The organism is Pseudomonas sp. TREG-RG-20F-10-E-6-01, assembly GCF_022662455.1.
GTDB lineage: Bacteria > Pseudomonadota > Gammaproteobacteria > Pseudomonadales > Pseudomonadaceae > Aquipseudomonas.
On record NZ_JAKNQP010000004.1, the window covers coordinates 123,686 to 149,055 of the forward strand.

General features: G+C 60.8%; 24 protein-coding genes and 2 pseudogenes. 11 read left to right on the forward strand and 15 right to left on the reverse strand.

Features of this window, described 5'->3' with window-relative positions:
- The first annotated feature begins 97 nt into the window (after nucleotides 1-97).
- Together L8K08_RS14685 and L8K08_RS14690 are read left to right on the forward strand one after the other, a co-directional pair.
- Nucleotides 98-1,474: a cystathionine beta-synthase gene (locus tag L8K08_RS14685; RefSeq protein WP_242198168.1), complete on the forward strand. Its 1,377-nt coding sequence runs from the start codon at nucleotides 98-100 to the stop codon at nucleotides 1,472-1,474.
- Nucleotides 1,471-2,637, forward strand: a complete 1,167-nt coding sequence (locus tag L8K08_RS14690; RefSeq protein ID WP_242198170.1) for a cystathionine gamma-synthase — start codon at nucleotides 1,471-1,473, stop codon at nucleotides 2,635-2,637. Before L8K08_RS14685 ends, L8K08_RS14690 begins: the two co-directional genes overlap by 4 nt.
- A gap of 166 nt (nucleotides 2,638-2,803) precedes the next feature.
- On the opposite strand, the gene L8K08_RS14695 is transcribed toward L8K08_RS14690, so the two are convergent.
- Together L8K08_RS14695 and L8K08_RS14700 are read right to left on the reverse strand one after the other, a co-directional pair.
- Nucleotides 2,804-5,002, reverse strand: a complete 2,199-nt coding sequence (locus L8K08_RS14695; RefSeq protein ID WP_145161088.1) for an OsmC domain/YcaO domain-containing protein — start codon at nucleotides 5,000-5,002, stop codon at nucleotides 2,804-2,806.
- 155 nt (nucleotides 5,003-5,157) lie between these two features.
- On the reverse strand, nucleotides 5,158-8,661 hold the full coding sequence (locus tag L8K08_RS14700; protein ID WP_242198172.1) for an AAA domain-containing protein: 3,504 nt from the start codon (nucleotides 8,659-8,661) through the stop codon (nucleotides 5,158-5,160).
- A 479-nt stretch (nucleotides 8,662-9,140) separates the two neighbouring features.
- Here L8K08_RS14700 and L8K08_RS14705 point away from each other — a divergent pair, with 479 nt between their 5' ends.
- Complete coding sequence (locus L8K08_RS14705) at nucleotides 9,141-9,761, forward strand: LysE family translocator (protein ID WP_242198174.1); 621 nt, start codon at nucleotides 9,141-9,143, stop codon at nucleotides 9,759-9,761.
- Here the strand turns inward: L8K08_RS14705 and L8K08_RS14710 are convergent.
- The 3 genes from L8K08_RS14710 to L8K08_RS14720 are packed head-to-tail and all read right to left on the reverse strand — an operon-like array spanning nucleotide 9,748 to nucleotide 12,469.
- Nucleotides 9,748-10,920, reverse strand: coding sequence for an arabinose transporter (locus L8K08_RS14710; RefSeq protein WP_242198176.1), 1,173 nt, complete (start codon nucleotides 10,918-10,920; stop codon nucleotides 9,748-9,750). The two genes, L8K08_RS14705 and L8K08_RS14710, sit on opposite strands and share 14 nt — an antisense overlap.
- Before the next feature lie 12 nt (nucleotides 10,921-10,932).
- The gene (locus L8K08_RS14715) at nucleotides 10,933-11,799 is read right to left on the reverse strand and encodes an SDR family oxidoreductase (protein WP_242198178.1); all 867 of its coding nucleotides are present in this window, start codon (nucleotides 11,797-11,799) and stop codon (nucleotides 10,933-10,935) included.
- Nucleotides 11,800-11,812: 13 nt separating this feature from the next.
- Complete coding sequence (locus tag L8K08_RS14720) at nucleotides 11,813-12,469, reverse strand: class I SAM-dependent methyltransferase (RefSeq protein ID WP_242198180.1); 657 nt, start codon at nucleotides 12,467-12,469, stop codon at nucleotides 11,813-11,815.
- Between the two features lie 111 nt (nucleotides 12,470-12,580).
- Here L8K08_RS14720 and L8K08_RS14725 point away from each other — a divergent pair, with 111 nt between their 5' ends.
- The 4 genes from L8K08_RS14725 to L8K08_RS14740 all read left to right on the forward strand — a co-directional run bounded on the left by L8K08_RS14725 (nucleotide 12,581) and on the right by L8K08_RS14740 (nucleotide 15,676).
- Nucleotides 12,581-13,213 (forward strand): TetR family transcriptional regulator, encoded by a 633-nt coding sequence (locus L8K08_RS14725; RefSeq protein WP_242198182.1) that lies wholly within the window; start codon nucleotides 12,581-12,583, stop codon nucleotides 13,211-13,213.
- Between the two features lie 28 nt (nucleotides 13,214-13,241).
- On the forward strand, nucleotides 13,242-14,057 hold the full coding sequence (locus L8K08_RS14730) for a suppressor of fused domain protein (RefSeq protein WP_242198184.1): 816 nt from the start codon (nucleotides 13,242-13,244) through the stop codon (nucleotides 14,055-14,057).
- 101 nt (nucleotides 14,058-14,158) lie between these two features.
- The gene (locus L8K08_RS14735) at nucleotides 14,159-14,314 is read left to right on the forward strand and encodes a hypothetical protein (protein ID WP_178119684.1); all 156 of its coding nucleotides are present in this window, start codon (nucleotides 14,159-14,161) and stop codon (nucleotides 14,312-14,314) included.
- 48 nt (nucleotides 14,315-14,362) lie between these two features.
- Nucleotides 14,363-15,676 (forward strand): FAD-binding oxidoreductase, encoded by a 1,314-nt coding sequence (locus L8K08_RS14740; RefSeq protein WP_242198186.1) that lies wholly within the window; start codon nucleotides 14,363-14,365, stop codon nucleotides 15,674-15,676.
- A 5-nt stretch (nucleotides 15,677-15,681) separates the two neighbouring features.
- On the opposite strand, the gene L8K08_RS14745 is transcribed toward L8K08_RS14740, so the two are convergent.
- Nucleotides 15,682-15,936 carry a hypothetical protein gene (locus tag L8K08_RS14745; protein WP_242198188.1) on the reverse strand — a complete coding sequence of 85 codons (255 nt, stop codon included), beginning with the start codon at nucleotides 15,934-15,936 and terminating at the stop codon, nucleotides 15,682-15,684.
- Between the two features lie 126 nt (nucleotides 15,937-16,062).
- Here L8K08_RS14745 and L8K08_RS14750 point away from each other — a divergent pair, with 126 nt between their 5' ends.
- Nucleotides 16,063-16,623, forward strand: coding sequence for a cysteine hydrolase family protein (locus L8K08_RS14750; RefSeq protein ID WP_242198190.1), 561 nt, complete (start codon nucleotides 16,063-16,065; stop codon nucleotides 16,621-16,623).
- On the opposite strand, the gene L8K08_RS14755 is transcribed toward L8K08_RS14750, so the two are convergent.
- Both L8K08_RS14755 and L8K08_RS14760 read right to left on the reverse strand, forming a co-directional pair.
- Nucleotides 16,620-17,075, reverse strand: coding sequence for an NUDIX domain-containing protein (locus L8K08_RS14755; protein WP_242198192.1), 456 nt, complete (start codon nucleotides 17,073-17,075; stop codon nucleotides 16,620-16,622). The genes L8K08_RS14750 and L8K08_RS14755 overlap by 4 nt on opposite strands.
- A complete protein-coding gene (locus L8K08_RS14760) occupies nucleotides 16,999-17,640 on the reverse strand; it encodes a TetR/AcrR family transcriptional regulator (RefSeq protein ID WP_242198194.1) in 642 nt (213 codons plus the stop codon). The genes L8K08_RS14755 and L8K08_RS14760 overlap by 77 nt, the downstream gene beginning before the upstream one ends.
- On the opposite strand from L8K08_RS14760, the pseudogene L8K08_RS14765 reads away from it, so the two are divergent.
- Nucleotides 17,614-18,339, forward strand: a pseudogene (locus L8K08_RS14765) (oxidoreductase); the annotation flags it as partial. The gene L8K08_RS14760 and the pseudogene L8K08_RS14765 sit on opposite strands and share 27 nt — an antisense overlap.
- Before the next feature lie 8 nt (nucleotides 18,340-18,347).
- Here the strand turns inward: L8K08_RS14765 and L8K08_RS14770 are convergent.
- The 3 genes from L8K08_RS14770 to L8K08_RS14780 form a co-directional block, all read right to left on the reverse strand.
- Complete coding sequence (locus tag L8K08_RS14770) at nucleotides 18,348-18,794, reverse strand: VOC family protein (RefSeq protein ID WP_242198629.1); 447 nt, start codon at nucleotides 18,792-18,794, stop codon at nucleotides 18,348-18,350.
- Nucleotides 18,794-19,240, reverse strand: coding sequence for an HIT domain-containing protein (locus tag L8K08_RS14775; protein ID WP_242198196.1), 447 nt, complete (start codon nucleotides 19,238-19,240; stop codon nucleotides 18,794-18,796). Before L8K08_RS14775 ends, L8K08_RS14770 begins: the two co-directional genes overlap by 1 nt.
- Before the next feature lie 268 nt (nucleotides 19,241-19,508).
- The gene (locus L8K08_RS14780) at nucleotides 19,509-21,011 is read right to left on the reverse strand and encodes an FAD-dependent oxidoreductase (RefSeq protein WP_242198199.1); all 1,503 of its coding nucleotides are present in this window, start codon (nucleotides 21,009-21,011) and stop codon (nucleotides 19,509-19,511) included.
- A 79-nt stretch (nucleotides 21,012-21,090) separates the two neighbouring features.
- Between L8K08_RS14780 and L8K08_RS14785 the strand changes: the two genes are divergently transcribed.
- Nucleotides 21,091-21,558 (forward strand): MarR family winged helix-turn-helix transcriptional regulator, encoded by a 468-nt coding sequence (locus tag L8K08_RS14785; RefSeq protein WP_145161118.1) that lies wholly within the window; start codon nucleotides 21,091-21,093, stop codon nucleotides 21,556-21,558.
- A gap of 17 nt (nucleotides 21,559-21,575) precedes the next feature.
- Here L8K08_RS14785 and L8K08_RS30280 read toward each other — a convergent pair whose 3' ends face one another.
- Complete coding sequence (locus tag L8K08_RS30280; protein ID WP_277933638.1) at nucleotides 21,576-21,704, reverse strand: hypothetical protein; 129 nt, start codon at nucleotides 21,702-21,704, stop codon at nucleotides 21,576-21,578.
- A 224-nt stretch (nucleotides 21,705-21,928) separates the two neighbouring features.
- Between L8K08_RS30280 and L8K08_RS14790 the strand changes: the two genes are divergently transcribed.
- Entirely contained in the window at nucleotides 21,929-23,869 is a 1,941-nt protein-coding gene (locus tag L8K08_RS14790; protein WP_242198201.1) for a methyl-accepting chemotaxis protein, read from the forward strand.
- Here L8K08_RS14790 and L8K08_RS14795 read toward each other — a convergent pair.
- The 3 genes and pseudogenes from L8K08_RS14795 to L8K08_RS14805 all read right to left on the reverse strand — a co-directional run.
- Nucleotides 23,866-23,970 (reverse strand): annotated as a pseudogene (locus L8K08_RS14795) (alpha/beta hydrolase); the annotation flags it as partial. The gene L8K08_RS14790 and the pseudogene L8K08_RS14795 overlap by 4 nt on opposite strands.
- A 131-nt stretch (nucleotides 23,971-24,101) precedes the next feature.
- Entirely contained in the window at nucleotides 24,102-24,872 is a 771-nt protein-coding gene (locus L8K08_RS14800) for a nucleotidyltransferase domain-containing protein (RefSeq protein ID WP_242198204.1), read from the reverse strand.
- Nucleotides 24,869-25,348 carry an ATP-binding protein gene (locus L8K08_RS14805; protein WP_145161124.1) on the reverse strand — a complete coding sequence of 160 codons (480 nt, stop codon included), beginning with the start codon at nucleotides 25,346-25,348 and terminating at the stop codon, nucleotides 24,869-24,871. Before L8K08_RS14805 ends, L8K08_RS14800 begins: the two co-directional genes overlap by 4 nt.
- Nucleotides 25,349-25,370 lie beyond the last annotated feature (22 nt).

Sequence of the window (25,370 nt, forward strand, 5' to 3'; positions counted from 1 at the left end):
CGCCCGGTTGCGACCGGCGCGATCCCGGCCTATGTTCCAAGCCATGCTTTGCATTTTGCTGTCCCTCCCCTACGCCTCTTCCGTACCAGGTGACGACATGCCCACGCTTTCCCGCCCCGCCGTACTCGAATTGATCGGCAACACGCCGCTGGTCAAGGTCAGCCGATTTGATACCGGCCTGTGCACCCTGTTCCTCAAGCTTGAATGCCAAAACCCCGGTGGTTCCATCAAGGACCGCATCGGCCTGGCAATGATCGACGCCGCCGAACGCGACGGCCGCCTGCGCCCCGGCGGCACCATCATCGAAGCCACCGCCGGCAACACCGGCCTGGGGCTTGCGCTGGTCGGCCGGGCCAAGGGCTACCGCGTGGTGCTGGTGGTGCCCGACAAGATGTCCACCGAAAAAGTCCTGCACTTGAAGGCCATGGGCGCCGAGGTGCATATCACCCGCTCCGACGTTGGCAAGGGCCATCCCGAGTATTACCAGGACGTGGCTGCGCGCCTGGCCAAGGACATTCCCGGTTCATTTTTTGCCGACCAGTTCAACAACCCGGCTAACCCGCTGGCGCACGAAACCAGCACCGCGCCGGAAATCTGGGCGCAAACCCAGCATGACGTGGACGCGATCGTGGTGGGCGTCGGCTCGGCCGGCACCCTCACCGGCCTGACCCGCTTCTTCAAACGCGTACAGCCGGAACTGGCCATGGTGCTGGCCGATCCGGTGGGTTCGGTGATGGCTGAATACAGCCGCAGCGGCAGGATGGAAACGCCGGGGTCGTGGGCCGTGGAAGGCATCGGCGAAGACTTCATCCCCTCGATTGCCGACCTCTCCAGCGTGCGCCACGCCTATTCCATCAGCGATGAAGAAAGCTTCGACCACGCCCGTCAACTGCTCAAGGCCGAAGGTATTCTCGGCGGCTCGTCAACCGGCACCCTGCTCGCTGCTGCGCTGCGTTATTGCCGCGAGCAGACCGAGCCCAAACGCGTGGTCACCTTCGTCTGCGACACGGGCACGCGGTACCTGTCCAAGGTCTACAACGACCAGTGGATGAACGACGCGGGCCTGCTCCAGTACAAACACTACGGCGACCTGCGCGACCTGATCGCCCGCCGCTTCGAAGACGGCCGCGTGATCAGCGTGAGCCCCGACGATACCCTGCTCACAGCCTTCCAGCGCATGCGCCTGGCCGATGTCTCGCAACTGCCGGTGCTGGTCGAAGGCCGCGAACTGGTTGGCGTGATCGACGAGTCCGACATCCTGCTGGGGTTGCACCATGACGCCGCCGACTTCTCCATGATCGTTGCCAGCGCCATGACCGACACTTTGCAAACCCTGGCCCCGAGTGCCAGCCTGGCCGAACTGCAGGCGGAACTTGATCGCGGCCTGGTTGCCATCATTGCTGACGCCTCACGGTTTTATGGCCTGATCACCCGCGTCGACCTGCTTAATCACCTACGGAGATCCCTTGCATGAGTCAGCCCGATAAAAGCGCCTTTGCCACCCGCGTGATCCACGCCGGGCAATCACCCGACCCGACCACGGGAGCGCTGATGCCGCCGATCTATGCCAACTCCACTTATCTGCAAGACAGCCCCGGTGTGCACAAGGGCTTTGACTATGGTCGTTCCCACAACCCCACGCGCTTTGCCCTGGAACGCTGCGTGGCCGACCTTGAAGGCGGCAGCCAGGCGTTTGCCTTTGCCTCCGGGCTGGCGGCGATTTCCACCGTGCTGGAACTGCTCGATGCGGGTGCGCATATCGTCTCCGGCAACGACCTGTACGGCGGCACCTTCCGCCTGTTCGACAAGGTGCGTCAGCGCAGCGCCGGCCACCGTTTCAGCTTTGTCGACTTGAGCGACTTGCAAGCGTTTGAAGCGTCGTTGCAAGACGACACACGCATGGTCTGGGTCGAGACCCCGAGCAACCCGCTGCTCAGCCTCACTGACCTGAGTGCCATCGCGCGAATCTGCCGCGACCGCGGCATCATCTGCGTGGCCGACAACACCTTTGCCAGCCCATGGATCCAGCGCCCGCTGGAGCTGGGTTTCGACATCGTGGTGCACTCCACCACCAAATACCTCAACGGCCACTCCGACGTGATCGGCGGCATCGCCATTGTCGGCCACAACCCGGAGCTCGCCGAGCGCCTGGGTTTCCTGCAGAACTCGGTCGGCGCGATTGCCGGCCCGTTCGATGCATTCCTGACGCTGCGCGGCGTGAAAACCCTGGCGCTGCGCATGGAGCGCCATTGCAGCAATGCCCTGGAGTTGGCCACCTGGCTGGAACAACAGCCGCAAGTTTCACGGGTTTATTACCCAGGCCTGGCCTCGCATCCCCAGCACGAACTGGCACGCAAGCAGATGCGCGGGTTTGGCGGGATGATTTCGGTGGATTTGAACAGTGACCTGGCCGGCGCCACACGCTTTCTGGAAAACGTGAAGATCTTTGCCTTGGCCGAAAGCCTGGGCGGCGTCGAAAGCCTGATCGAACACCCGGCGATCATGACCCACGCCAGCATCCCGGCAGCAACGCGGGCGCAGCTGGGCATTGGCGATGGTTTGGTGCGCTTGTCGGTGGGCGTTGAGGACGTCGAAGACCTGCGGGCCGACCTGGCGCAGGCATTGGCTCTGATCTGACCCAGCATGCCCTGACAAGGAAGGTCCTAATGTGGGAGCGGGCTTGCTCGCGAAAGCGGTGGGTCAGTCAATACATCCGGTGACTGATACTCCGCATTCGCGAGCAAGCCCGCTCCCACAGGGTTTAGCGTCTGGCCCGAGGTGAAGTCAGCTCCCACAGAGGGCGTCAGGCTGAGGTGATATTCGCACGCGCCGCGTGCAGCTTTTTGTAGCTGTCGATCAAGCGCAAATGCCGATCCAGCCCTTCCAGCTTCATGCTGGTTGGCGTCAAGCCATAAAAACGCAGCGTGCCGTTGACCGAGCCGATCACCGCGTCCATGCGCTCATTGCCGAACATGCGGCGGAAGTTGGCCTCGTAATCCGCGAGTTCCAGGTCCTCGTCCAAGTGCATCTCCAACACCGCGTTCACCGCCTGATAGAACAGGCCGCGATCAACGGTGTTGTCGTTGTACTGCAGGAACATCTCCACGCACTCTTTCGCCTCCTCATACTGCTGCAAGGCGAGGTAGATCAGCAGCTTCAACTCCAGAATGGTCAGTTGGCCCCACGCGGTGTTGTCGTCGAACTCGATGCCGATCAAGGTGGTAATGTCGGTGTAATCGTCCAGCTCGCTTTCCACCAGGCGCTCAGCCAGTGCTTTGAGCTCGTCATCGCTGAGGCTGTGCAGGTTGAGGATGTCGGCCCGGAAAAACAGCGCCTTGTTGGTGTTGTCCCAGATCAGGTCGTCCACCGGGTAAATTTCCGAGTAGTCCGGCACCAGGATGCGGCAGGCGGTTGCGCCGAGGTGTTCGTACACCGCCATGTAGGACTCTTTGCCCATGCCTTCGAGAATGCCGAACAGGGTCGCGGCTTCCTGAGCATTCGAGTCTTCGCCCTGGCCCGAGAAATCCCACTCAACGAACTCGTAGTCCGACTGGGCACTGAAGAAGCGCCACGAGACCACGCCGCTGGAGTCGATAAAGTGCTCGACGAAGTTGTTCGGTTCGGTGACCGCGTGGCCTTCAAAGGTCGGCTGCGGCAGGTCGTTCAAGCCTTCGAAGCTGCGGCCCTGAAGCAATTCGGTGAGGCTGCGTTCCAGCGCCACTTCCAGGCTCGGATGGGCGCCGAACGAGGCAAAGACGCCGCCGGTGCGCGGGTTCATCAAGGTCACGCACATCACCGGGAATTCACCGCCCAGTGACGCGTCCTTGACCAGTACCGGGAAACCCTGGGCTTCCAGCCCTTGAATACCGGCAAGAATTCCCGGGTACTTGGCGAGCACTTCAGCCGGTACGTCCGGCAGGGCGAATTCGCCTTCGATGATTTCGCGCTTGACCGCGCGCTCGAAAATCTCCGACAGGCACTGCACCTGCGCTTCGGCCAGGGTATTGCCCGCGCTCATGCCGTTGCTGAGGTAAAGGTTTTCGATCAGGTTGGACGGGAAGTACACCACCTCGCCATCGGACTGACGCACGAACGGCAGCGAAACAATGCCGCGTTCTTCATTGCCCGAATTGGTGTCGAACAGGTGCGAGCCACGCAGTTCGCCATCGCGGTTGTAGATTTTCAGGCAGTAGGCGTCGAGGATTTCAGGCGGCAACTCGTCTTTGCGGCCCGGCTGGAACCAGCGCTCATCCGGGTAATGCACGAACGGCGCGTTGGCCAGTTCCTCACCCCAGAACTGGTCGTTGTAGAAAAAGTTGCAGTTAAGCCGCTCGATAAACTCGCCCAACGCCGACGCCAGTGCGCCCTCTTTGGTCGCGCCCTTGCCGTTGGTAAAGCACATCGGCGAGTGGGCGTCGCGGATATGCAGCGACCAGACGTTAGGCACGATATTGCGCCACGAGGCGATTTCAATCTTCATGCCCAGGCCCGCGAGAATGCCGGACATGTTGGCGATGGTCTGCTCCAGCGGCAGGTCTTTGCCAGCAATGTAGGTGCCCGCCTCAGAACTAGCGCCAGGCATCAGCAACGCCTGGGCATCGGCGTCGAGGTTGTCCACCTCTTCAATCACGAACTCGGGCCCGGCCTGCACGACTTTCTTCACGGTGCAACGGTCGATGGAGCGCAGGATGCCCTGGCGGTCCTTGTCGGAGATATCCGCCGGCAACTCGACCTGGATCTTGAAGATCTGGTTGTAGCGGTTTTCCGGATCAACGATGTTGTTCTGCGACAGGCGAATATTTTCGGTGGGGATATTGCGTGTTTCGCAGTACAGCTTCACAAAGTACGCCGCACACAACGCCGACGAAGCCAGGAAGTAATCGAACGGACCCGGGGCCGAACCATCGCCTTTATAGCGAATGGGTTGGTCGGCAATCACCGTGAAGTCATCGAACTTGGCTTCAAGCCGAAGGTTGTCGAGAAAGTTGACCTTAATTTCCATGCGGGCACACCAGAACGAGCTAAACAAATTGGCCGCCATTATGAAGATTTTCGCCGGGAAGTCTCAGGGTTTTCCGAATTGGCTGCCGATCGGTGCCTCTTTGCATCGCTGCGTCAGCTGCTTGCAGCCCTCAGCTGACGCAGCGATGCATCAGGCTATAACGCTCGCGGACTCAGGCGCTGCGCAAGGCTCGTTCGGTTAACGATGAGTTCGTCTCGCACATCGGGCCCTCTATAAACCATGGACGTCTCATGGTGTATGTAATCACCCGAACGATCCGCGCTCAGCCAATTGAACGACCCGACACACAGCAATTCTTCATCGGCCATGACAATCTTGCTATGCACCTTGTTGACCACACGAACCTGCACATCACGGGATTTCAAAGCAGCTATGGCCTCCTTGAATTCTGCTACTTTGCCTGTATCACCATCGGGCTTACCGCGCTTGATATCAGTATTGAAGCGCAAGTCGGTATAGACCGTTACTTCGACACCACGCTTCACCGTCCCGCCCATGACGTCCAAAGCACCGCTTTCATGCATCCTGTGTAACTTAACCCACGGCGTCACTATCTGAACCTGGTGGCGGGCCATCTCCAAGGTACGCAACAGGAACCGATCATGTTCGGCAAACTCATGCAAATGGCTCAATCCGGTGCGCGTAGTGAGCAAATCGACCCTAGGCTGGAAATCAAACTTCAGCTCATTCGCCGCGTCACTGAGCAGGTAGAGGGCCAAGCGTCCGCGCGGTTTGCTGGCGGACACCTGGGTGAACAAGTCCATATCACCGAACACCAGGAAGCTATCTTTAGCCCGCGAAACAGCAACGTTCAGCATGCTGTCCCTGCGGTCTATGAAAGGACCATCGGCATGTTTGGAGTAAACCGCCGAAAAAATCACCACTGGCCGTTCTGCCCCCTGAAAGGAGTGAACAGTGCCGATGGTGACTTCACCGTCGCCTTTGCCGGTACGGATACCCAACGCTGAGCACGCCTCGATGATCGACTGAGTCTGTGCGCCGAAGGGGGTTATCACACCCAGAATCTCCCACAGTTCCTTCTTGTAGCGTTGTGTGAGTTCCTGTTCATTAGCCTTAATCCACGCGGCAATCGTCTGCGCTTCGAGCAGGTTGTGACGGCTACCGCCCTGTTTCTGCTGGCACCTGCCATCAATGTGCAGATAGCCGAGCCCAGGCAAGCCACCGTGCGGTTTTGCCCCCCGGCGCGGTTCTAACTTGCCTTTGTAGCAAAGGGCATTGCAGTAATCGATGATCGAGTCATAGCAACGACGGTGTTCATACAAGTACATACCCCGGGCGAGGTCGCGATCGTAATGGTAACGGCTGGTCGACTGCGCAATTGACATGACACTGCCGTTGGCGGCACTGCGTCCGCTGTCGCAGAAGGCAGCGTAGTCATCATCCACCTTGTCCCGAGACAACAGGCCCGCGCTGATCAGGTTGCCGATGTCGACAGCAGCGGGAATCGACCAAATAGGTTCAATTTGCTGAGTATCACCAATGACCAACGCCTGCTTGGCCAATGCGAATGATGGCGCTGCGACCTCAGGCAAGACCTGACCAGCCTCGTCGACGATCAGCAAATCGACAAAATTCAATGCGTAATCATCAACAAAACCGTTGCCATCGTGGCGCTTGCAGTGCAGTTCTGCTGGTAGCCTGAAAAACGTAGCCACGACGCACGGTGTCAGCTTCATCCAGCGCCGCCAGTTCTTCTCCAAGGTCTTGCGACCCTTTTTGCCACGGCTTTTAAGAATGTCTGGCAATTCGTCAGCGACTTCCATCAACCAACGTCCTTCCCAGTAATGCGTAGTGAGCAAGAAGATCTCGAAACGCAAAGAGGTATCCGCCCAACTGTCGCAATCATCAAATGTCACCTGTGCGGCCGCTTTGCCAGCAGCCTTCGGTAATACCGCGATGACCGTCTGCCAATTCGACACCTCACGTTGCAGGCTCTGCATCAACTCGCGGACCTGCGCCAGTTGCGTTTCAAGTGGTTTCAACGCCTGGGCGGCCAGAGCAACAACGGCGGTCAACTGACGTTCGATCGAGCTGACATCGGCGGCTGCCTGCAGCGCGGTATCAGCTTCATCAACTCGCAACTTCGCCAGTCGAAGACGTTTAGCCGCGACTGGACCGAACCAGCTAAACAGCGAGTAGATCAATGGTTCATGAGCCAGGTAATGCTTGAAATCCTTGAGGCGGGCTTGCGCTTTGGCAAGCTGTTCGGCGTGGTTCGTGAGTTGGGCTTCAAGACGTGCGATCCCCGCCTGTGGATCATTCCCCAGCAGCCGTTGAACAGCGTTGCGGACAGCCACCAATGTTGCCCACCCTTTCTCAATCTCGGCGAGCTGGTGCTGACGCGTTCGTATCTCTGCCTGAAGTTTACTCACTGTATTCTTGACGGTAGGAACCGGCTCACCTGCAAATGCGATGGCGGCTTTGCCAAGATAAGCTTGCTGCGCTTTATCAAGATAGGCCTGCGACTCAAGTTCCTGGAAAAAGCTTTTGGTTTGATAGGTGCGGGCCATTTCCGCTTCTGCCGAGGACTTGGGGAAGTACGCCCCGAAGCTCTTGATGTCGGGTAGCCAGCGTCCCGCAAAGGGGCCGGTGCCCTCTGAGAAATCTTTACCGAACGCCTTGATGATGTTGGTGACAGCCTGGTTGTTCGTAGAACTGGCGACAATCACTGGCGGCTCATCACCGTCTACCGCAGCCTTGGCCCAGAGCGAGGCAACAACGGACAAGAGCAATGTGGTTTTACCGGTGCCAGGAGGCCCGTTAACGGCCAACACATCACCGCTCTCGCCGCAAAGCAGGTGCGCCAGGCTATCGCGTTGGGCGGGTGCTAACGCGTATTCGTCACCGGCATGCCCTAGCCGCCTGGCGAACAGGCTATTGGTGGGTAAACAGGGTTCGTCTGGTGTGGGTTCACGTTGAGCGAAACGATCAAACAAGGGCGCCGTGGGTTTTGCCTCTCGCAGATGATCATAGAGCGCGACGATATTGCGGCTAAAACCTTCTGCCTTTTGTTCCTTGAAAATAAAACAATAATTGACCGGATCAAAACCATCATCGACCCCATTCCAACCGTCGGAAACCGTGTGGAACATCTTCTTGCAGAACCGTAGATAGCTGATCCACTTTTCTTGATATTGATCGGCACTAAGCTCGCTACCGGCCGCAGGCAGATCCAGCTGTGGCGCTTGTTCTGCTGACAGAAACGTGTCCAGGTCGAACTGAGCACCGATGGTGAAATTATCGCGATCCAATGGATCAAGGATGTCGCGAGGCACCAGCGCCTGTGCAGTCGGATAAATACGCCCATCGCGGGTCACTGATACGCGGCACAGAACTGGAGTGATCCACGCGGGTAAACCATTGCGCGCCTGACGGTGTTCCAGGCGCGACTTGTACACAAAGGGGCGCAGGGTGACTTCAACGTGCAGCTGTTGGGCAGGCTCACCCGCAAACAACAAGCTGAGCTGCTCATCAGGTACACAGCCCTTGGCTAACGCGTCAATGGGCAAAGCAGTATAGGTTTTGACTTGGCTCGGCGATAAAGCGCCATTGCCGTTTTCGGCATCGGCCAGTGAATTACGCCAATAATTTGCGAGCTTGGAAGAATAGTCGTTCATCGTCCTGATTCATGAAGGCCGTCACTCACTGTGACGGTCGGTGGATGGGTAATGGGCGCCGAGAGTAGCGTTTCGACACGCGGATGACTAATCAACACAGGTGTTGAGATAAGAAAGTCCAAGGTGCCTGGGCATCGAGGATAAGGATTATGCCATCCACCTCATCATCAGTGCTCATCCTTGGCCAAGCGGTCCATACCACGCCGTTGCGACGGCGCTGACCCAACTGAAATCCGGCGTTAAAGGCTAACCACTTACGCCGCTTTCGAGTCTTGCGTCTTTGTCGACAACGCGCAGTCCTAGGCCAGCGCCTTGGGCAAATCCGTTATTGGCGCTGATTCGAAGCTATGCTGGACCCCGACCCACATTACGCTGGCGCGGCAATAAAGAGTTTTGCGACGCGGTAATCGAGGTCAGCGTTGGCCTCCTTGAATATCTGGCCGGATTGGATCTGACGCCTTACTTGAACGGAAAAGCCCATGTCCATCACTGACAACCTCCTCGCCTTCACCTTCGCCGCCACTGTGCTGACGCTCACGCCGGGGCTCGACACCGCTTTGGTGCTGCGCACCGCCACGGTAGAAGGCAAGCGCCAGGCGCTGCACGCTGCCTTCGGCATCAACGCGGGCTGCCTGGTGTGGGGCGCGGCCGTGGCTTTTGGGCTGGGCGCGTTGATTGCAGTGTCGGAGGTGGCGTTCAACCTGCTCAAGTACTGCGGCGCCGCTTACCTGGCAGGGTTGGGCGTGAACATGCTGCTGCGCCCGCGCCGTTCATTGTCGTCGGTCAACGCTGACGCCAGGCCCGGCGGCAACTGGTTTTTCAAGGGCATGCTGGGCAATGTGCTGAACCCCAAGGTGGGGATTTTCTACGTGTCGTTCCTGCCGCAGTTCATTCCCCAAGGCCATTCGTTGATTGCCTGGACTTTCGGCCTGGTGAGCATTCACGTGGTGTTGGGGCTGGCATGGTCGTTGGCGTTGATTGGCGCCACCCGGCCACTGTCTGGCTTCCTGCGCCGAGAAAAGGTCATCCAGTGGATGGACCGCACCACGGGCTTGATCTTTGTTGTATTTGCCGCGCGCCTGGCGTTCAGCAAGCGCTGAGTGCCGGCTGTTTAGCCAACAACACCCACGCCACCACCACCGACATCGCCACCGCCCCGGCGCCGGCCAGGTACACCGACCCTACCCCGGCGGCGCCGGCCAAAGCGCCGGCCAACGGGCTGCTGATCCCTAACGCAATATCGAGGAAGGCCACATAGGCACCCATGGCCAGCCCGCGCGTTTGCGGGGGCGCACGTTTGATCGCCTCGACACCAAACCCCGGGAACGCCAACGAATAACCGAAGCCGGTCAGCGCTGCGCCCAGGTAGGCCATCAGCGGTGAGCCTGCGCCCCAGATCAACAACTGCCCCGCCGCTTCGATCAGCACACAGACCAACGCGACGACTGCGCCACCGAGCTTGTCCGGCAGGTGCCCGAAGAAGATTCGCGCGCCAATAAATGCCAGGCCAAACGCGGTGAAGGCGAACGACGCGTTACCCCAGTTCTTGGACGCAAACAGCAGCGCGATAAACGCTGTGATCAGCCCAAAACCGATGCTGGAAAACGCCAGCCCCAGGCCCGGCAACCACACTGTGCCCAGCACTTTGTAAAACGAGGTGCGCCGCTGGCTGGTGGGCGCAACGCCCCTGGCCCCCACGACGATGGCAAAGGCGCACAGCGGCAACAGCAGGGTCGCGATACTGATTCCACTGAACCCCCACTGACTATTGATCGCCACGCCCAACGGTGCCCCGAGCGCAAATGCGGCATAGATCGCAATGCCGATCCAGGCCATGACCTTGCCGGCGTTCTGCGGCCCGACCAGGCCCATGCCCCAGCCCATCGAGCCGGTGATGATCAGGCTTTCACCCAAGGCCAGCACCACGCGCCCGGCGAGCAGCACCCAGACTGACAGCGCCGGTGTGTCGACAAACGCCAGCGACGCCAGGTACAGCACGCCGGAACTGGCCGCCACCAGCATGCCAATCAACATCGCGCGCTTGGGCCCACGCATGTCGGCAAAATTGCCGGCCCAGGCCCGTGACAGCAACGCCGCGGCGAACTGCGCACCGACCACCATACCGACCACCAAGGTGCTCATGCCCAGCGTGTGGTTCAGGTGCAGCGGTAGTACCGGCAATTGCAGGCCGATGATCAGGAAACCGACGAACACCGACAGGGTGATCGGCAGCAGTTTCAGCACGACATTTTGATTCATGAAAACCGCCTGTCAGAGGGTGAAGTAATCGCTTTGATCGAGGTCTGTCAGCAAGTCCGGCCCGCTGGGCACCCAACCGAGCAGGTCACGGGTTTGCGCGCTGGACGCGGCCATATCAGCCCCGGCCATCATCGCGAACCAACCAAAATGCTCACGCGGCCGAGCTTCCACCGGCACACCGAGGCGACGCCCGATCACTTCAGCGATAGCTTTAAATGGCACGGCCTCGTCCGCCACCGCGTGGTACACGGCTTGGCTGACGCCCTCCTCCAGCGCCAGGCGGTAGACCCGCGCCGCGTCGGTGCGGTATACGCCAGACCAGCAATTCTCGCCGTCGCCAATATAGGCCGACACGCCCGTCTGCCGCGCCAGCCTAATCAAAATCGGCAGAAAACCATGGTCGCCCACCCCGTGCACCGACGGCGCCAGCCGCACGGTTGCCGCCCGTATGCCACGCTCAGCCAACAGCCGCGCGGTGGGTTCGGATTGGCGCGGGGCGCCGGCGTTCGGCAAGTCACTCTCCAGCGCGCCGCGCGCCAGGCCCGACAGGCCTGAGGTCACGATCAGCGGCGTGTCCGAACCTTTGAGCACACTTTCCAGCGCCTCGATCACGCGACGATCCTGCGCGCAGTTTTCGATGAACCGTGTGAAGTCATGGTTGAACGCGGTATGGATGACCGCGTCCGCGCCCCACGCCGCTCGGCGCAGAACATCCAGGTCATCCAGCGAGCCGCGCAGCACTTTCGCGCCGGTGGCCGCCAGTGCCTGGGCCTTGCCATCGCTGCGGGCCAAACCGGTGACCAGGTAGCCGGCGCCGATCAGGTCCTTGACCACTTCGGAGCCCACCCAGCCGGTGGCTCCCGTGACAAATACATGCATGAGGTGACTCCTGTTAGCGCAAGCGGATCGAGAGTTCGATGTCATCGGCAAAGGGCACGGACAGGTAGCCGTTCGCAGGCTCGCGTACGTGCGCCAGGTAATGCGGGCAATAGTCAGTATTGTCGGCTATCACCAGCGCGCCGGGCCGCAGGTGTTTTTCCACCAGGTTCAGCACGTCGCCATACAGGCTCTTGGCGCCATCGAGCAGCAGCAGGTCGACCGCTTCCGGCAGGCCCGTGGCCAACGTCACCAAGGCATCGCCCTCGCGGATTTCAATCAGGTCACTCACTCCGCCCTGAATGAAATGCTCGCGTGCCAGGGCGATCTTCGAGGGCTCGAACTCGCTGCCAATCAACACGCCGCCACCGTTGTCGCGCAACGCGGCGGCCAGGAACAAGGAGGACAGGCCAAACGACGTCCCAAACTCCACGATAGCCTGCGCCTTGGTGCTGCGCGCCAACAGGTACAGCAAGGTGCCGGTGTCGCGGGAGACCGGCAGCCACAGGTCTTTGAGCATCGTGTAGAGCGCGAGGTAGTCGGTTTTGCTGTGCATCAGACGGTCGCGTTCTTCACGCGAAACGCTGTTGATCAGTGGGCTGGTGGCCGCGTTGGCTTGTGCGTAGAGGCGTTCGATCAGGGGCGCCATTGGCGCGGTGGTCAGGGTCGACATGATTGATTTCCGTGAGGTTGGGGCTAAGATGCGACTAATTCGTCGCATTAAAAGTATGCGAGTGATTCGTCGCATTCGCTATTCGCGTTAGCCCCGCTGCTGGAGCCCCAGATGACAACCCGCCAGACCGCCCGTATTTCCTCACGCAAACAGCCACAACAAGCGCGTTCCACCGAGCTGGTGGCGGCGATCCTGGAAGCGGCTATTCAGGTTTTGGCCAAGGAAGGCGCCACGCGTTTTACCACCGCGCGGGTGGCGGAAAAGGCCGGTGTGAGTGTCGGTTCGGTGTACCAGTACTTCCCCAACAAGGCGGCCATCCTGTTCCGACTGCAGAGCGATGAGTGGCAGCAGACCACGCAGATGCTGCGCGACATTCTGGAGAGAACCGACGTTGCGCCGCTTGAGCGCCTGCGCACTCTGGTGCATGCGTTTATCCATTCCGAATGTGAAGAAGCGCATTTGCGCGTCGCCCTGAGCGACGCCGCGCCGCTGTACCGCGATGCGCCCGAAGCCGTGGAAGTGCGCGCGGCAGGTCAGCGCGCCTTCGAGACGTTCATGCTTGAATTGCTACCCGACGTGCCTGCTGAACGCCGTGCACTGGCCTGTGATTTGATCCTGACCACGCTCAGTTCGGTGGGTAAGGATTTTTCCGGCAGCCCACGTACGGCGGCAGAAATATCTGTTTACGCCGATGGAATGGCTGATATGTTTCGCGCCTATGTAAACGCACTCAATCAGCTGTAAAGCACTCATCTCCAGCAAAGGAATGCCCATGAACTTCTTCAAGAAGTTGTTCGGTACTGCCAAAAAACCTGACGCCGAAGCGGCCCTGCCCGCGCCGACTGAACCTGTTGAGCCGGTTGAAACTGCAGCAGATGCAGCCAATATCGCAGCGCGCCTTGCCAGCGGTGAATGCCTGGACCGTCACTGGCAGACCGTGGGGAGCGTGGAGCAGGACGTGCTGACGTACATGATCAGCCCAAGCTTTACCGGCGGTCCTCATTGGCCCTCCACCCGCCAGGCGTACCGTGTGGTGCGCCGTGATGGATCCATCGTCCTCGCCACCGAAGGCCTGTCCGATCCCTTCGACGATGCAGAAGGGCTGGGCAATGGGTTTGAGATGGAATTGTTCCTGGAAACGCCGGATATTCCCGACGACGCGCGTGGCGAGCCGGGTGATGTCGACCCTTTGCGCCGCAGTTGGGCGTTCGAACTGCTCGAACACGTCGCCAAGACCGTGGCCAACGCGGGCGGCATTACCCACCAGTTGGACACTCACGGCGTACTGTCTTTGGAACTGCCTGGGTTCAGCCTGTCACATCAAATGAGCGATCAAGTGCCCAAGCTGTTCGTCACCGAAGACGACGCCACCGGGGTGCTGCTCGGTGGGCCGCAACCAGACTTCCCTACCCGCCTTGAAGACATGCCGCTGTCGCCGGTGCGACTGGTGCCGGTGGTGTTGATTACCGCGTCGGAGCTTGAGTATGTGCGTACAGGTGGGCGTGCGGCTCGAGAGGACCTGGTGGCGCGTTTGAACGCCGCTGGCGTAGGGCATACCAGCGCCTTGTATCGCGAAAGCGTCGTATGAGGGGGCGTTGCGCCGCCGTGACGATTGTTTAACGAAGCCATAACTGAAGGTACACAAACGGCGATTTAACGCACCTGCGCGTGGTGGGAGCATCGGCAACCATGATTTCGCTATTGCGTGTGTTCTCTCGCCACCTGCAACCTTGCTTCCCGAAGGCGCAGGCGCGTCCCTGCGAAAACCCGCTGTTCAATATCATCCTGGCCTTCTGGGCGCTGTGGCATTGCCGTCATGCGCGTCCGCCCGATGCACGCCTCTGATCAAGTTGAAACGCCTTACCGGCATTCATTTTTCAGAAGGATCCTTCCATGACCGCAGCCATGCGACCTGTCATCGGTGCTGCCCAGCGCAGCGCTTCGTATTACACCGCCAGCCTCAACGATGCTACCCAGTACCCGACCCTGCAAGGCCAGGTCAGCGTTGACGTGGTGATTATCGGCGGCGGCTTCACCGGCGTTGCCAGTGCCGTCGAGCTGGCTGAACGCGGGCTCAAGGTCGCGATTGTCGAAACCAACCGGATCGGCTGGGGCGCCAGTGGGCGCAATGGCGGGCAAGTCACCGGCAGCCTGTCGGGCGATGAGGCCATGCGCGAGCAAATGCGCAACCGCCTGGGCACGCAGGTCGACGACTTCATCTGGCACCTGCGCTGGCGTGGTCACGAGATCATCGAGCGACGCGTGAACAGGTACGCAATTGACTGCGACCTCAAGCACGGCCACTTGCATGCGGCGATGAAGCCCTCACACCTGAGCGAACTGCGTGCTTTCCACGATGAAGCACAACGGCGCGGCATGGGCGATCAGGTCAGTCTGCTCGATCAGGCCGCCATGCGTCAGCATCTGGACAGCCCGCTGTACCTCGGTGCGCTGAAAAACACGCGCAACCTGCACGTGCATCCACTGAACCTATGCCTGGGCGAAGCCCGCGCAGCGCACGGCCTGGGGGCGTTGATTTTTGAGAACTCCGAAGTGCTGGAAATCGTGCATGGCGACCGGCCTGCCGTGATCACCGCCCTTGGCCGCATCGACGCGCGCCAGGTGCTGCTGGCCGGCGACGTGTACCACAGGCTCGAACCCAAACAGCTCAAGGGCAAAATCTTCCCGGCCATGGGCGGCATTGTCACAACCGCGCCGCTGGGCGCGCTGGCGCAGCAGATCAACCCACAGGACCTGGCGGTGTACGACTGCCGGTTCGTGCTCGATTACTACCGCCTGACGGGCGATGGGCGCTTGCTGTTCGGTGGCGGCGCGAACTATTCCGGGCGCGACTCACGCGACATCGCTGCGGAACTGCGCCCTTGCATCGAGCGTACGTTTCCCGCATTGAGGGGGGTAGACATCGAGTTCCAGTGGAGTTGTGCGATGGGCATTGTGATCAATCGCATCCCGCAGCTGGGCAAGCTCTCAGAGAATGTCTGGTACTGCCAGGGTTACTCGGGGCATGGCATCGCCACCAGCCACATCATGGGCGAGATCATGGCCGAAGCGCTGACCGGCACGCTGGAAAAGTACGACACCTTTGCCGGCTGCACACACATCAAGGTGCCGCTGGGCGATGTGTTCGGCAACCCGATGCTGGCGGTGGGCATGTGGTACTACCAGATGCTCGAGAAGCTGCGCTGACCCACTCAGGGTTGAGCGGGCTGCTTGCGGTACATGCCCGTGAAGTAGTCGGGGCTGTCCGGCGCCGAGTTATGTTCGATCACCGCGAAGTTTTTCACCCGTTGGATGTGGTACGGACCAACGCGCTGCGACGCCAGCGGCTCGCGCACGATGATCAGGTTTTCGGTTTCCATCGGCACCGTATAGTGCGCCGTCGCGGTCGCTTTTGCGCTCGCGGTGTCTTTGAGGGTGAGGATGATTTCTGCCAGTAGCGCGCGCATCCAGAGCATCCCTGCTGAAATTGGGGGCCGCAGTGTAAAGGCAAACAGCGCTGGGTTCGAACAAATCCCTGTTGGCATGCCGGCAATCGCTGATATGTTCGCTCCAGATCAGCAAAAGGATGGGCCATGGAACCGTTAGCCACAAACGCAGCATTGGTAATCATCGACATGCAACAGGGCATGCACCATCCCAAGCTTGGGCGCCGCAACAACCCAGAGGCCGAGTTGCACATGCAGCAGCTTCTGGGCGCCTGGCGGCAGTCGCAACGTCCGGTCGTGCATGTCCGGCATATGTCGCGCACACCCGGCTCGGTCTTTTGGCCAGGCCAGCCAGGCTGTGAATTCCAGGAAGCGCTGGCGCCGCTCGCGCATGAGCAGGTGCTGGAGAAAAACGTGCCGGATGCGTTCGCGGTCACCGGCCTGGAGCGCTGGCTGCAGATGCGCGCGATCAGGCAGTTGGTGATCGTCGGCGTGATAACCAACAATTCCGTCGAGTCTACGGCGCGGTCCGCCGGCAACCTGGGTTTTGACGTGATCGTGGCTTCAGACGCTTGCTATACATTCGATCAAACCGACTTGTCGGGGCGGCTCTGGCCTGCCGAGGATGTGCATGCGCTGTCGCTGAGTAACCTGGCGATGGACTACGCCAGGGTCATGCAAACACTCGATATTCTTGCCGCTGCTTAAGCGGCAAAAATGCCCGCGTTCACCAGCATCTCAACCAGTCCCTGGGGCCATACCCTGTCCTTGGTCGATCGCAACGCCTGAGCGGACCACCAGTGATGGTCGGCCATCACCTGCGTCTCTTGCGGCGTCCATTCTGCCCTGGACAGCGCCTCGCTCGCGACGTGAACGATAAAGTAGTGCTCAATCGCCAATACCGTTTCACCGCTGGGCAGCATCAACTCAAAGCTGCGTTGTGCCACAGGCGCTTGAACAGCGCTGACCACAATGCCCGTCTCCTCGCGCAGTTCACGGATGGCTGCCGCGTGGAAGGTTTCGCCCGCCTCGACGCCGCCGCCGGGCGTGGCCCAGTAATCCCGGCCGGCCAGGGCGCCGTCTTTATGCACAAACCTGAACAGCAGGACTTCGCCCGCCGGGTTTATCACCAACAATCGTGATGCCTTGCGCTCGCGCATTCGCTTTATTCCTTGTTTGAAACCGGGTGCTGATGGGCTTGCAGATAGCCCCGTAACAGCAGCGTGGTCTGCTGCTCAAGTCCGGCTCGAACGCGGGCGATGCGTTGCCTTCGAGCAGGGTCCGTACCGGGCCGACGATAGCGCTCAGGGAAATCCCGGCGGTCAGGATCGGGTCTTCGAAATGCGCATCCGGCGCCGTCTCCAGCATGGCGGCGATCACCGCTACCATGCGCTTATTGATGCGCGCGACCAATTCGGCACCGCCCCGCTCGCCCGCAATGGCATACAACGCCTTGGAAATGCCCTGGTCGCGCAACTTGGCGGTGACCAGCGCGCTGACCAGGCCGCACGCCATTTCCGCCACCGGCCTGCCCTGGTGCCGGCCGCACGCCAACTCGACCGCCTCGGCCACCCACTCGAGGTGTTTTTGCAGTACGGCGGCAAGCAGCGCGTCGCGGTTGGGGTAGTACTGGTAGAGGCTGCCCACCGACATGCCGGCGCGCTCAGCCACTCGGGTGGTGGTGCAGCGGATCAGGGCGAGGCCGTCGAAGCCGGCGTGAACCACATCGACACCAGCGACTTCTACGGGCCGCATATCACCAATCAGCTGATTCGCGAGGCGCTGCACCCTTACCGCGATGACCTCACCCTCGTCACCAAGATCGGCGCCCGCCGTGACAGCGAAGGTGGCTGGCATGCCGCGCCTTCCAGGGAAGCGCTGATACAGGCCGTGCATGACAACCTGCGCAACCTGAGCCTGGATGTACTGGACGTGGTCAATTTCCGCGCGTCCCACAACCTGATGGGCCCCGGCGAAGGCTCGAACGAAGCGCCACTGACCGCGCTGGCAGAACTGCAACAGCAAGGCCTGGTGCGCCATATCGGCATCAGCAACGTGACGCCGACGCAGGTGGCCGAGGCGCGCAACATCGTTAAGTTCGTGTGCGTGCAGAACCTGTACAACATCGCGCACCAGCACGATAACGCCCTGATCGACGAGCTGGCACAGCAAGGCATTGCCTACGTGCCGTTCTTCCCACTGGGTGGTTTTACGCCGGTGCAGTCATCGACACTGACGCGTGTGGCAGAGCGGCTGGGCGTGACGCCCAAGCAGCTGGCGCTGGCGTGGCTGCTGCGCCGCTCACCGAACATTCTGCTGATTCCCGGCACCTCGTCGGTGGCGCACTTGCATGAAAACCTGGCGGTGGGCGAACTGGCATTGACCGATGAGACTGTCGCTGAGCTGAATGCCATCGCGCACTGAGCCACGCGCTATGTGGGCACCCCGTCATCGAGCCGGCGTGCCCTTTCGCCAAGTCGTTCGACCAGCCTGACCAAATAGCCGTCCGGGTCCTGCACGAGAAACTCACGCTGCCCGACCTCGACCTCACCGGCCCTATACCAGACATCCTTGCAGGGCTTGAACATGGGATACGCCGCAGCATCCAGCCGCTCAAGCACCGGACCTACCGCCGCGACATCAATCTGCAGATTCATACCGCGCCCCAACGGCAGGTCCAATGCCGCCGTTTGCCATTGATTGGCGCGCGGGTCGATTTGCTCGAGCATCACCTGCGCGCCGTTGAGGTCCAGGTAGGCAAACCCTTCTTCCAAACGTTGGTAAGCCACGTTAAAGCCTACCCATGACACCCAGAATTCGAGGCTGGCATTCAGGTCAGTGACCATCAATTCCGGGACCAGCTTATTTCTTTGCATCATCATCCTGCGTCCAGTGGGGAGGTCAGCAACTGCGCGAGCTTCTTGCGCAGGTCACCGTGCTGCTCTTCAGCGTAAGGCGGTGCCGTTTTCCAGTCGTAGAACCATACGGGCATCGTGCGTTTGTCGTCCGGCTCCGTGGCGTAGCGAGGGAAAATATGGCTGTGCAACTGCGGTTCCGAGTTTCCCAGAATCTCGTAATTAATGCGCAACGCATCGGTGGCGGCCAACAGGGCATCGCCGATGCGCGCCATGTCGAGCAGGTAGGTAGCGCGGGCGTTGGCGTCCAGGTCATTGAGGCTGGCGACCACGGGATCGGGCAGCAGCAGGCAGTAACCTGGCAAAAACTGTACGTCGCCCATGACTGCCCAACCCGAGGCCATGCGGCAGATAACCTTGTCGTTGGCACCCTTGCGGGCCAGTTCTACGCGGTGTGAAATCAGCGGCATGCATTGTCCTTAATGACGCGGGGAAGAAAGCAGCAGGCTATGTGAACCAGACGTATCCATGCAAACATTGGCCGGGCTAACCCTGTCAGCCCAGCAACCGAACGGGCGCACGGCATGCCGACTGAGGAGTGACTCCGATGGACAGTGCAGTGCAGCCATTCTACGAACTGACCAAGCACTGGCCTTTGCGGCGGTTCAGCAGGCGGCAATATCGCCGTCCTGGCCGCCGCCCTGCAAACCATCCTCAAGCGTCGATAACCCGCGGCGGTTAGCAGGCCTTGTCCAGCAGCACCGGCGAAAGCCCGACCTGCAACAAGTACGCCTCCAAGGATTCGATACTGCCTGACGAAACAATCGCGCCGATATAGCCATCCGGACGCACCAGCACCCACTCCCCAGGCGCCAGTTCATAAGCGTCTTGAAACTGCCCTTGGTCATCGATTAGCTCACCGTGCGCGCCGATGAGGTGGATATGCAGCCCGGCCCGAGGCGACACCAAGCCGGGTGCAACACCGTATCCCAGCAGCGTCCAATGCGGCCCCTTGAACATATCAAACAGGCGCAGTGATTGCCCGCCGGCGCCGCGAAGCCCCGCATCCGGCGCACGGTTGCCGACGCGTTCGGCGTGCCCCAGCGCGAGTGACGATTGCGGGTAGCCCAGGTCGAGTTGATGCACTTCCCTGCCCCGGCGCATGTCGCCGCGTTGCATGCCCTGGAGCAACTGGGTCGACAAGCCCAGCACCGCAGCGGCTATCGGGCGCCGCTCTTGTTCATAAGTGTCGAGCAGCGTTTCAGGTGCACCGTTGGCCACCGCCGCCAGTTTCCAGCCCAGGTTGTAGGCATCCTGCACGCTGGTATTGAGCCCCTGGCCGCCAGTGGGTGGATGAATGTGCGCAGCGTCGCCGACCAAAAACACCTGCCCGACGCAATAGTGATCGGCCAAGCGGGCATTCATGCTGTAGGCCGACGCCCAGGAGACGGCGTGCACCTGGATGTCATCGCGCCCGGTGCGCTCTGCGATGAATGCCGTCAGCCCTTGTGCGCTGAGGTCGACCTGCGCCTGGAGCGCAATCGGCGCCTGAATCTGGAACAGCTCGGTGCCGGCCAGAGGGCACACGGCGACCTGCCGTAGCAGGTCGCCTTCGCCGAAGCGGTGCCAGCAGTCCCGCGTAAGCCCTGACAACTGCACATCGGCGACCAGCGCACGCGCGCCCAGCGTCTTTCCCGCAAACCCGATTTCGAGGGCGTGACGCACAAAACTGCGACCGCCGTCGGCACCCACCAGCCAGCGCGCGTGCACCGATTGCGTACCTGCCGCGCTGGCCAGCTGTACGCTGACGCCCTCATCATCCTGCTCGAATCCCACCAACTCGCAACCAAACTCCGGCCGGTGCCCTAGCTCGAGCAAGCGTTCGCGCATCACGCGTTCGGTCAGAAATTGCGGCACCATCAACGGTTGTTGATACGGCTCGGCTGCCGTCGAGGCGTTGCGCTCGATGGAATCGGCATCGGTGTAGCTGCCATCGTCGCGGTAGCGCCGCTCAGTCGGATAGACTCCACCCACAGCGAACAGGCGATCCAGAATCCCGAGGTCTTCGAAAATTTCCTGCGACCGCGGCTGAATGCCCTTGCCACGTGAGCCGTGAAAAGGCTCGGCGTTTTTCTCGACCAGGCGGAAGGTGATGCCCCGTCGCGCCAAGTCGATCGCCAGGGTCAGGCCGGCCGCACCGGCACCGCAAATCACTACATCGACAGCGCATCGCTCGTTCATACGGATCACCTATATGTGCAATACGCACATATTATGACGGAGAAACACAGTGTCAACAAAAAGCGTGCAAAACGCACATATGAGCGCACAACTGCGTGACTTGCACGGCTCGCTCGTGGAGATCGTTGGGGTGATGAACCGCCCCCAGCGTGACGAAGCAATGGTGCGCGAGGCCGGGATTTCCCTGGACCGCGCGCTGTTTCCGCTGCTGGTGCTGGTTGAACGGTTGGGTCCGATTGGCGTGGTCGAACTGGCCGACCGCGTGGGCCGCGACTACACCACCGTGAGCCGCCAAGTGGCGAAGCTGGAAAGCCTCGGCCTGATCCTGCGCCAGGAAAGCGCCGTGGACCGTCGTGTACGCGAGTCAGTCATCACCGAAAAAGGCAAGGCCATGACCGACCGCGTGGATGACGCCCGCGAGCGCATGGGCGTGTCGATCTTCTCGACCTGGGAGGAAGGCGATTTCGAAAACCTGGTACGCCTGATGCGCAAATTCGCCGAGGACATCAAGGACGATTCGATACGGGCAACCAAAGGTCTACGCTGACAAACCTCGGGCAAGGGTCACCAAGGTAACGTCAGGCCGTGCCGATCCGTAAACGTCAGGCCCGGCGCTCCGGCGTGCCCTTCCACGGTTTCCACCACCAGCGCGATGCTTTCGCCGATTTCAAGCGGCGCACCGGGGTCGCCCATTTGCGTGCGCACCCAGCCGGGCGCGACCAGCAGATAGCTACCACGTCATCAATCGAATGACCGTGCTCTATCGCTCGAAACCCCAGAACAAAAACTATTTTTGTTGTGCACAAAATACTGCTAAAGATTTACCGCCTCCTAGCCGAAACAGGCAGTGATAGCAAATCGCCGCCTCGCTGATAGAGACGATGATTTGGTCGCCCTCCCTGCCGATGGTCGTCTCGATGAAGATAAAAAATAAGCTGGTACTCGCGTTCGTCTCCGTGGCCTTTATCCCGGTCAGCCTGGTCGCGCTGATCTGCGTGATGAACACACGAACCCAGGCGGTGGAGCAATTCATCGACGGCAGCACCCGTGAAATACGCCAGATCGATGGCAACATCCGGCAATTCTTCGATGGCACCTTGCAGAACGTCGATCAGATGTCCGCTGATCCTGTATACACTTCGCTGAACACGCTCAAGGATTACCGGCCTGCCAATGCGGCCAGCCAATCGCTGCCGGCCCAGGCTCAGCAGGTCATCGACCAATTCGCGCGCTTCGGCGCCACCCACCCTTCGGCGGCCATTTTGTCCATCGGCCTGGAAGACGGCACCTACGCCAAATGGCCCGATGACCCGCAACTGTCCCAGTACGACCCGCGTACCCGCCCCTGGTACAAGGCCGCAATGGCCAGCCCCAACAAAACCGTGCGCACCCCCGCTTACTATTACGACAAGGATGACGTGGCCCTGGTAGGCACCGCGCGCGCGCTGCTGGACACCACCGGCAAGGCCAAGGGCGTGTTCGTGGTGAGTGTGTCGCTGAAGAACCTCACCGAATTGCTCAAGAGCATCAAGCTGGGTGAAAGCGGCTACGTGATGCTGATCGAAGACGGCGTGGTGCTGGTCGACCCGCGCGATGCCGCGCACAACTTCAAGCCGCTCAAAGCGCTCGGCGCGCCTTACGCGCATCTGGCCGAAACGGCCCAGGGTTCCACCGAGGTGGTCATCGACGGCGTGCGCTACATGGCCAACGTCTGGACCTCGCCCGGCCTCGGCTGGCGTTACGTCGGGCTGATCGAATACAACGAGGTGATGGCGGCTGCCACGCGCATGACGTACCTGACCGCAGCCATTGTGGCGGTGCTGGTGTTGATCTTCGGGCTGATTGCAGCGGCGTTTTCCAAGGTGATCGTCAAACCGATCGGCCAGGTCAGCACCGGTTTGCAATCCATTGCCCAAGGTGAAGGCGATCTGCGGCATGAATTGCAGGTGCAGGGCAAGGATGAAACCGCCGAACTGGCTGGCTGGTTCAATAAGTTTCTCGCCGCTATCCGTCAGCTGATCCAGCATATCGGCGCGGCCTCGACCAACTTGCAGGACGCGTCACGGGTCAACAGCCAGGTGGCGCACAACATGAACGACGCCGCCGGCCGTCAGCGTGAGGCGGTGGAACTGGTGTCCACTGCGTTCAACGAAATGGTCGCCACCGCCAACGAGGTCGCGCGCTCCTGCAGTGGCGCGGCAGAGTCGGCCGAGAACGGCCATCGCCGCGTGGCCGAGGGCAAGCAACAGATCGAAGTCACCACCGATAACGTCAATCGCCTGGGCCGCCGCCTGACCGAGTCGTCCCAAGCGATGGTCGAGCTGGAAGCCGGTAGCCGCAGCATCAACCAGATCCTCGGCACCATTCGCGCCATCGCCGAACAGACCAACCTGCTCGCGCTCAACGCGGCGATTGAAGCGGCCCGCGCCGGTGATCAAGGCCGAGGATTTGCCGTGGTGGCCGATGAGGTACGCGCGTTGGCCAAGCGCACTTCGGACTCCACTGGCGAGATCGAGCAACTGCTCGGCACCCTGGGCAGCAAGACCGAGGAAGTCACGCAGAAGATGAGCAGTTGCCTGGACCTGTCACGCGCCAGCGTGTCGTCGATTGAAAGCGCGCGAGACAGCTTTGAGGGCATTCAGCTGTCGGTGAATGAAATCCGCGACCAGAACCTGCAAATTTCCGCCGCCGCCGAGGAGCAACACAGCGTCGCCGAAGAGATCAACCGGCACATCCAGCAGATCTACGACGAGGCGCGATTGGTCGAAAGCCTGGCCAACTCAGCCCAGGATGATTCGGGGCGATTGGCAGGTTTGTCGGATGAGTTGAACGCCTTGGTGGGACGCTTCAAGTCCTAAAGCGTGCGGCGCTGGAAGTCTGCAATCTGGTGCCACATCGCCGCCGGGTTGGAATACATCGGGAAGTGCCCGCACTGGGTAATCAGCGCCAGCCGCACGCCATGGACGCTTGGCTGCGCGGCCGAAATGCTGTTCTTCGGCAACGGCAAGGAACAGCCGGAGGTGGCGAATCAGGCGAAAGTTAATCATAGGCTCGGCGTATGCAAAGTGAGGTTGAGCGCCATACACCTATCTAAGCCTGCGGTGAAACCATCCAGCTGACAAAGGCCTGCAGGCGCGTGGAAAACGCCGCGCATTCGGCACTCGGGTTACGCGCCTCAAACAGGAAGTAGGCGATCTGGACACGCATCGACGGGTAATGCAGCACGAACAAGGCCACATGCTCTTCCAGGGTTTGCGGCCAGCCTGACGCGTCTGCCGTGCGCAAAGTGTGCGTCGCCCGAATCAACTTGCGCGCCGCTTCGCGTTGCAGGCGAAGTCGCTCAGGTGCCGAGTTGGCGTGTTCGATGCGTGTGAGGTAACCGTTCAACACCGGCTCGAAGTCACCATTGAGCGCCAAGGCGATGTCACGTGAGGGCCGAAACGGCTCGAAGCGCAGCGACAGATCATCGCCCCACACGCAACGGCAATGGTGCTTGAGCCAGAAGCCCCAGCGGTTGCGGTTCTCGGGCGCCAGCACCTCGGCGCGGTGGCCGATGTCGAAGTCGATCTTGCTCACCACCTCGTGCCGTTGCTCCAGGGCCTGGCGCAGCTGCTCCAACGCCTCGAGTACGTGCGCATCCGGCGGATCAGTCAGCACCAGCGTCACATCAAGGTCGGACTCGCCTGGGCTGGCATCGCCCCTCGCGACACTGCCGTAGAGGTAAAGGCTGTGCAAGCCCAGCCCTGCGCCTGCCAGAGACTCGCGTACATCGGCCAGCAGCGGTTGGAATTGAGCTTGAATGGGCGCATCGGCAATGGTCAGCACACAGCCATTGGCATCGACACCTGGAGGCGCGCTCATGGGCGATGCACCTCAATCACCAAGCCTTCCGACTCACTGGGCACACAGAAATGGCGCGTGATCAGGTCGAACTCGGCGTCCGTGGCGGCAAAATCATGCTCGCCCTGAGCATTGCGCGCATGCAAGCGGGCGCGGCAGGTGGCGTCGTCCAGTTCCAGGTAATGCAGGCGGTGCGGCGCTTGAGCTGCTTTTGCCAAACCCAGCAACCATTCACGGTTGGCCAGTGTGTTCGCCGGGAAATCAAGCACCACATTGATGCCCGATTTCAACAGATTGATCACCAACGGCCCCACCACCGCGCGAACACGCTGGGCGCAGCGCAGGTAATCGGCAATCGACAGAATCTCACCCGGATAGAGCTGCGCCAGCCACTGGTCTTCGCTGAGCACAAGGGCGGCGTGCTCGGCGGCCAGGGTTTGAGCCAGGGTGGATTTGCCGGAGGCAATCTTGCCGCACAACAGATGCAGGGTTGGCATGGAACGGTTCCTTATGTCGGGC

What these genes read in the sequence shown, in the direction of transcription:
- L8K08_RS14685 (WP_242198168.1), top strand. Translation starts at nt 98, where the DNA reads ATGCCCACGCTTTCCCGCCCCGCCGTACTCGAATTGATCGGCAACACG.
- L8K08_RS14690 (WP_242198170.1), top strand. Translation starts at nt 1,471, where the DNA reads ATGAGTCAGCCCGATAAAAGCGCCTTTGCCACCCGCGTGATCCACGCC.
- L8K08_RS14695 (WP_145161088.1), bottom strand. Translation starts at nt 5,002, where the DNA reads ATGGAAATTAAGGTCAACTTTCTCGACAACCTTCGGCTTGAAGCCAAG.
- L8K08_RS14700 (WP_242198172.1), bottom strand. Translation starts at nt 8,661, where the DNA reads ATGAACGACTATTCTTCCAAGCTCGCAAATTATTGGCGTAATTCACTG.
- L8K08_RS14705 (WP_242198174.1), top strand. Translation starts at nt 9,141, where the DNA reads ATGTCCATCACTGACAACCTCCTCGCCTTCACCTTCGCCGCCACTGTG.
- L8K08_RS14710 (WP_242198176.1), bottom strand. Translation starts at nt 10,920, where the DNA reads ATGAATCAAAATGTCGTGCTGAAACTGCTGCCGATCACCCTGTCGGTG.
- L8K08_RS14715 (WP_242198178.1), bottom strand. Translation starts at nt 11,799, where the DNA reads ATGCATGTATTTGTCACGGGAGCCACCGGCTGGGTGGGCTCCGAAGTG.
- L8K08_RS14720 (WP_242198180.1), bottom strand. Translation starts at nt 12,469, where the DNA reads ATGTCGACCCTGACCACCGCGCCAATGGCGCCCCTGATCGAACGCCTC.
- L8K08_RS14725 (WP_242198182.1), top strand. Translation starts at nt 12,581, where the DNA reads ATGACAACCCGCCAGACCGCCCGTATTTCCTCACGCAAACAGCCACAA.
- L8K08_RS14730 (WP_242198184.1), top strand. Translation starts at nt 13,242, where the DNA reads ATGAACTTCTTCAAGAAGTTGTTCGGTACTGCCAAAAAACCTGACGCC.
- L8K08_RS14735 (WP_178119684.1), top strand. Translation starts at nt 14,159, where the DNA reads ATGATTTCGCTATTGCGTGTGTTCTCTCGCCACCTGCAACCTTGCTTC.
- L8K08_RS14740 (WP_242198186.1), top strand. Translation starts at nt 14,363, where the DNA reads ATGACCGCAGCCATGCGACCTGTCATCGGTGCTGCCCAGCGCAGCGCT.
- L8K08_RS14745 (WP_242198188.1), bottom strand. Translation starts at nt 15,936, where the DNA reads ATGCGCGCGCTACTGGCAGAAATCATCCTCACCCTCAAAGACACCGCG.
- L8K08_RS14750 (WP_242198190.1), top strand. Translation starts at nt 16,063, where the DNA reads ATGGAACCGTTAGCCACAAACGCAGCATTGGTAATCATCGACATGCAA.
- L8K08_RS14755 (WP_242198192.1), bottom strand. Translation starts at nt 17,075, where the DNA reads ATGCGCGAGCGCAAGGCATCACGATTGTTGGTGATAAACCCGGCGGGC.
- L8K08_RS14770 (WP_242198629.1), bottom strand. Translation starts at nt 18,794, where the DNA reads ATGATGCAAAGAAATAAGCTGGTCCCGGAATTGATGGTCACTGACCTG.
- L8K08_RS14775 (WP_242198196.1), bottom strand. Translation starts at nt 19,240, where the DNA reads ATGCCGCTGATTTCACACCGCGTAGAACTGGCCCGCAAGGGTGCCAAC.
- L8K08_RS14780 (WP_242198199.1), bottom strand. Translation starts at nt 21,011, where the DNA reads ATGAACGAGCGATGCGCTGTCGATGTAGTGATTTGCGGTGCCGGTGCG.
- L8K08_RS14785 (WP_145161118.1), top strand. Translation starts at nt 21,091, where the DNA reads ATGAGCGCACAACTGCGTGACTTGCACGGCTCGCTCGTGGAGATCGTT.
- L8K08_RS30280 (WP_277933638.1), bottom strand. Translation starts at nt 21,704, where the DNA reads ATGGGCGACCCCGGTGCGCCGCTTGAAATCGGCGAAAGCATCGCGCTG.
- L8K08_RS14790 (WP_242198201.1), top strand. Translation starts at nt 21,929, where the DNA reads ATGAAGATAAAAAATAAGCTGGTACTCGCGTTCGTCTCCGTGGCCTTT.
- L8K08_RS14800 (WP_242198204.1), bottom strand. Translation starts at nt 24,872, where the DNA reads ATGAGCGCGCCTCCAGGTGTCGATGCCAATGGCTGTGTGCTGACCATT.
- L8K08_RS14805 (WP_145161124.1), bottom strand. Translation starts at nt 25,348, where the DNA reads ATGCCAACCCTGCATCTGTTGTGCGGCAAGATTGCCTCCGGCAAATCC.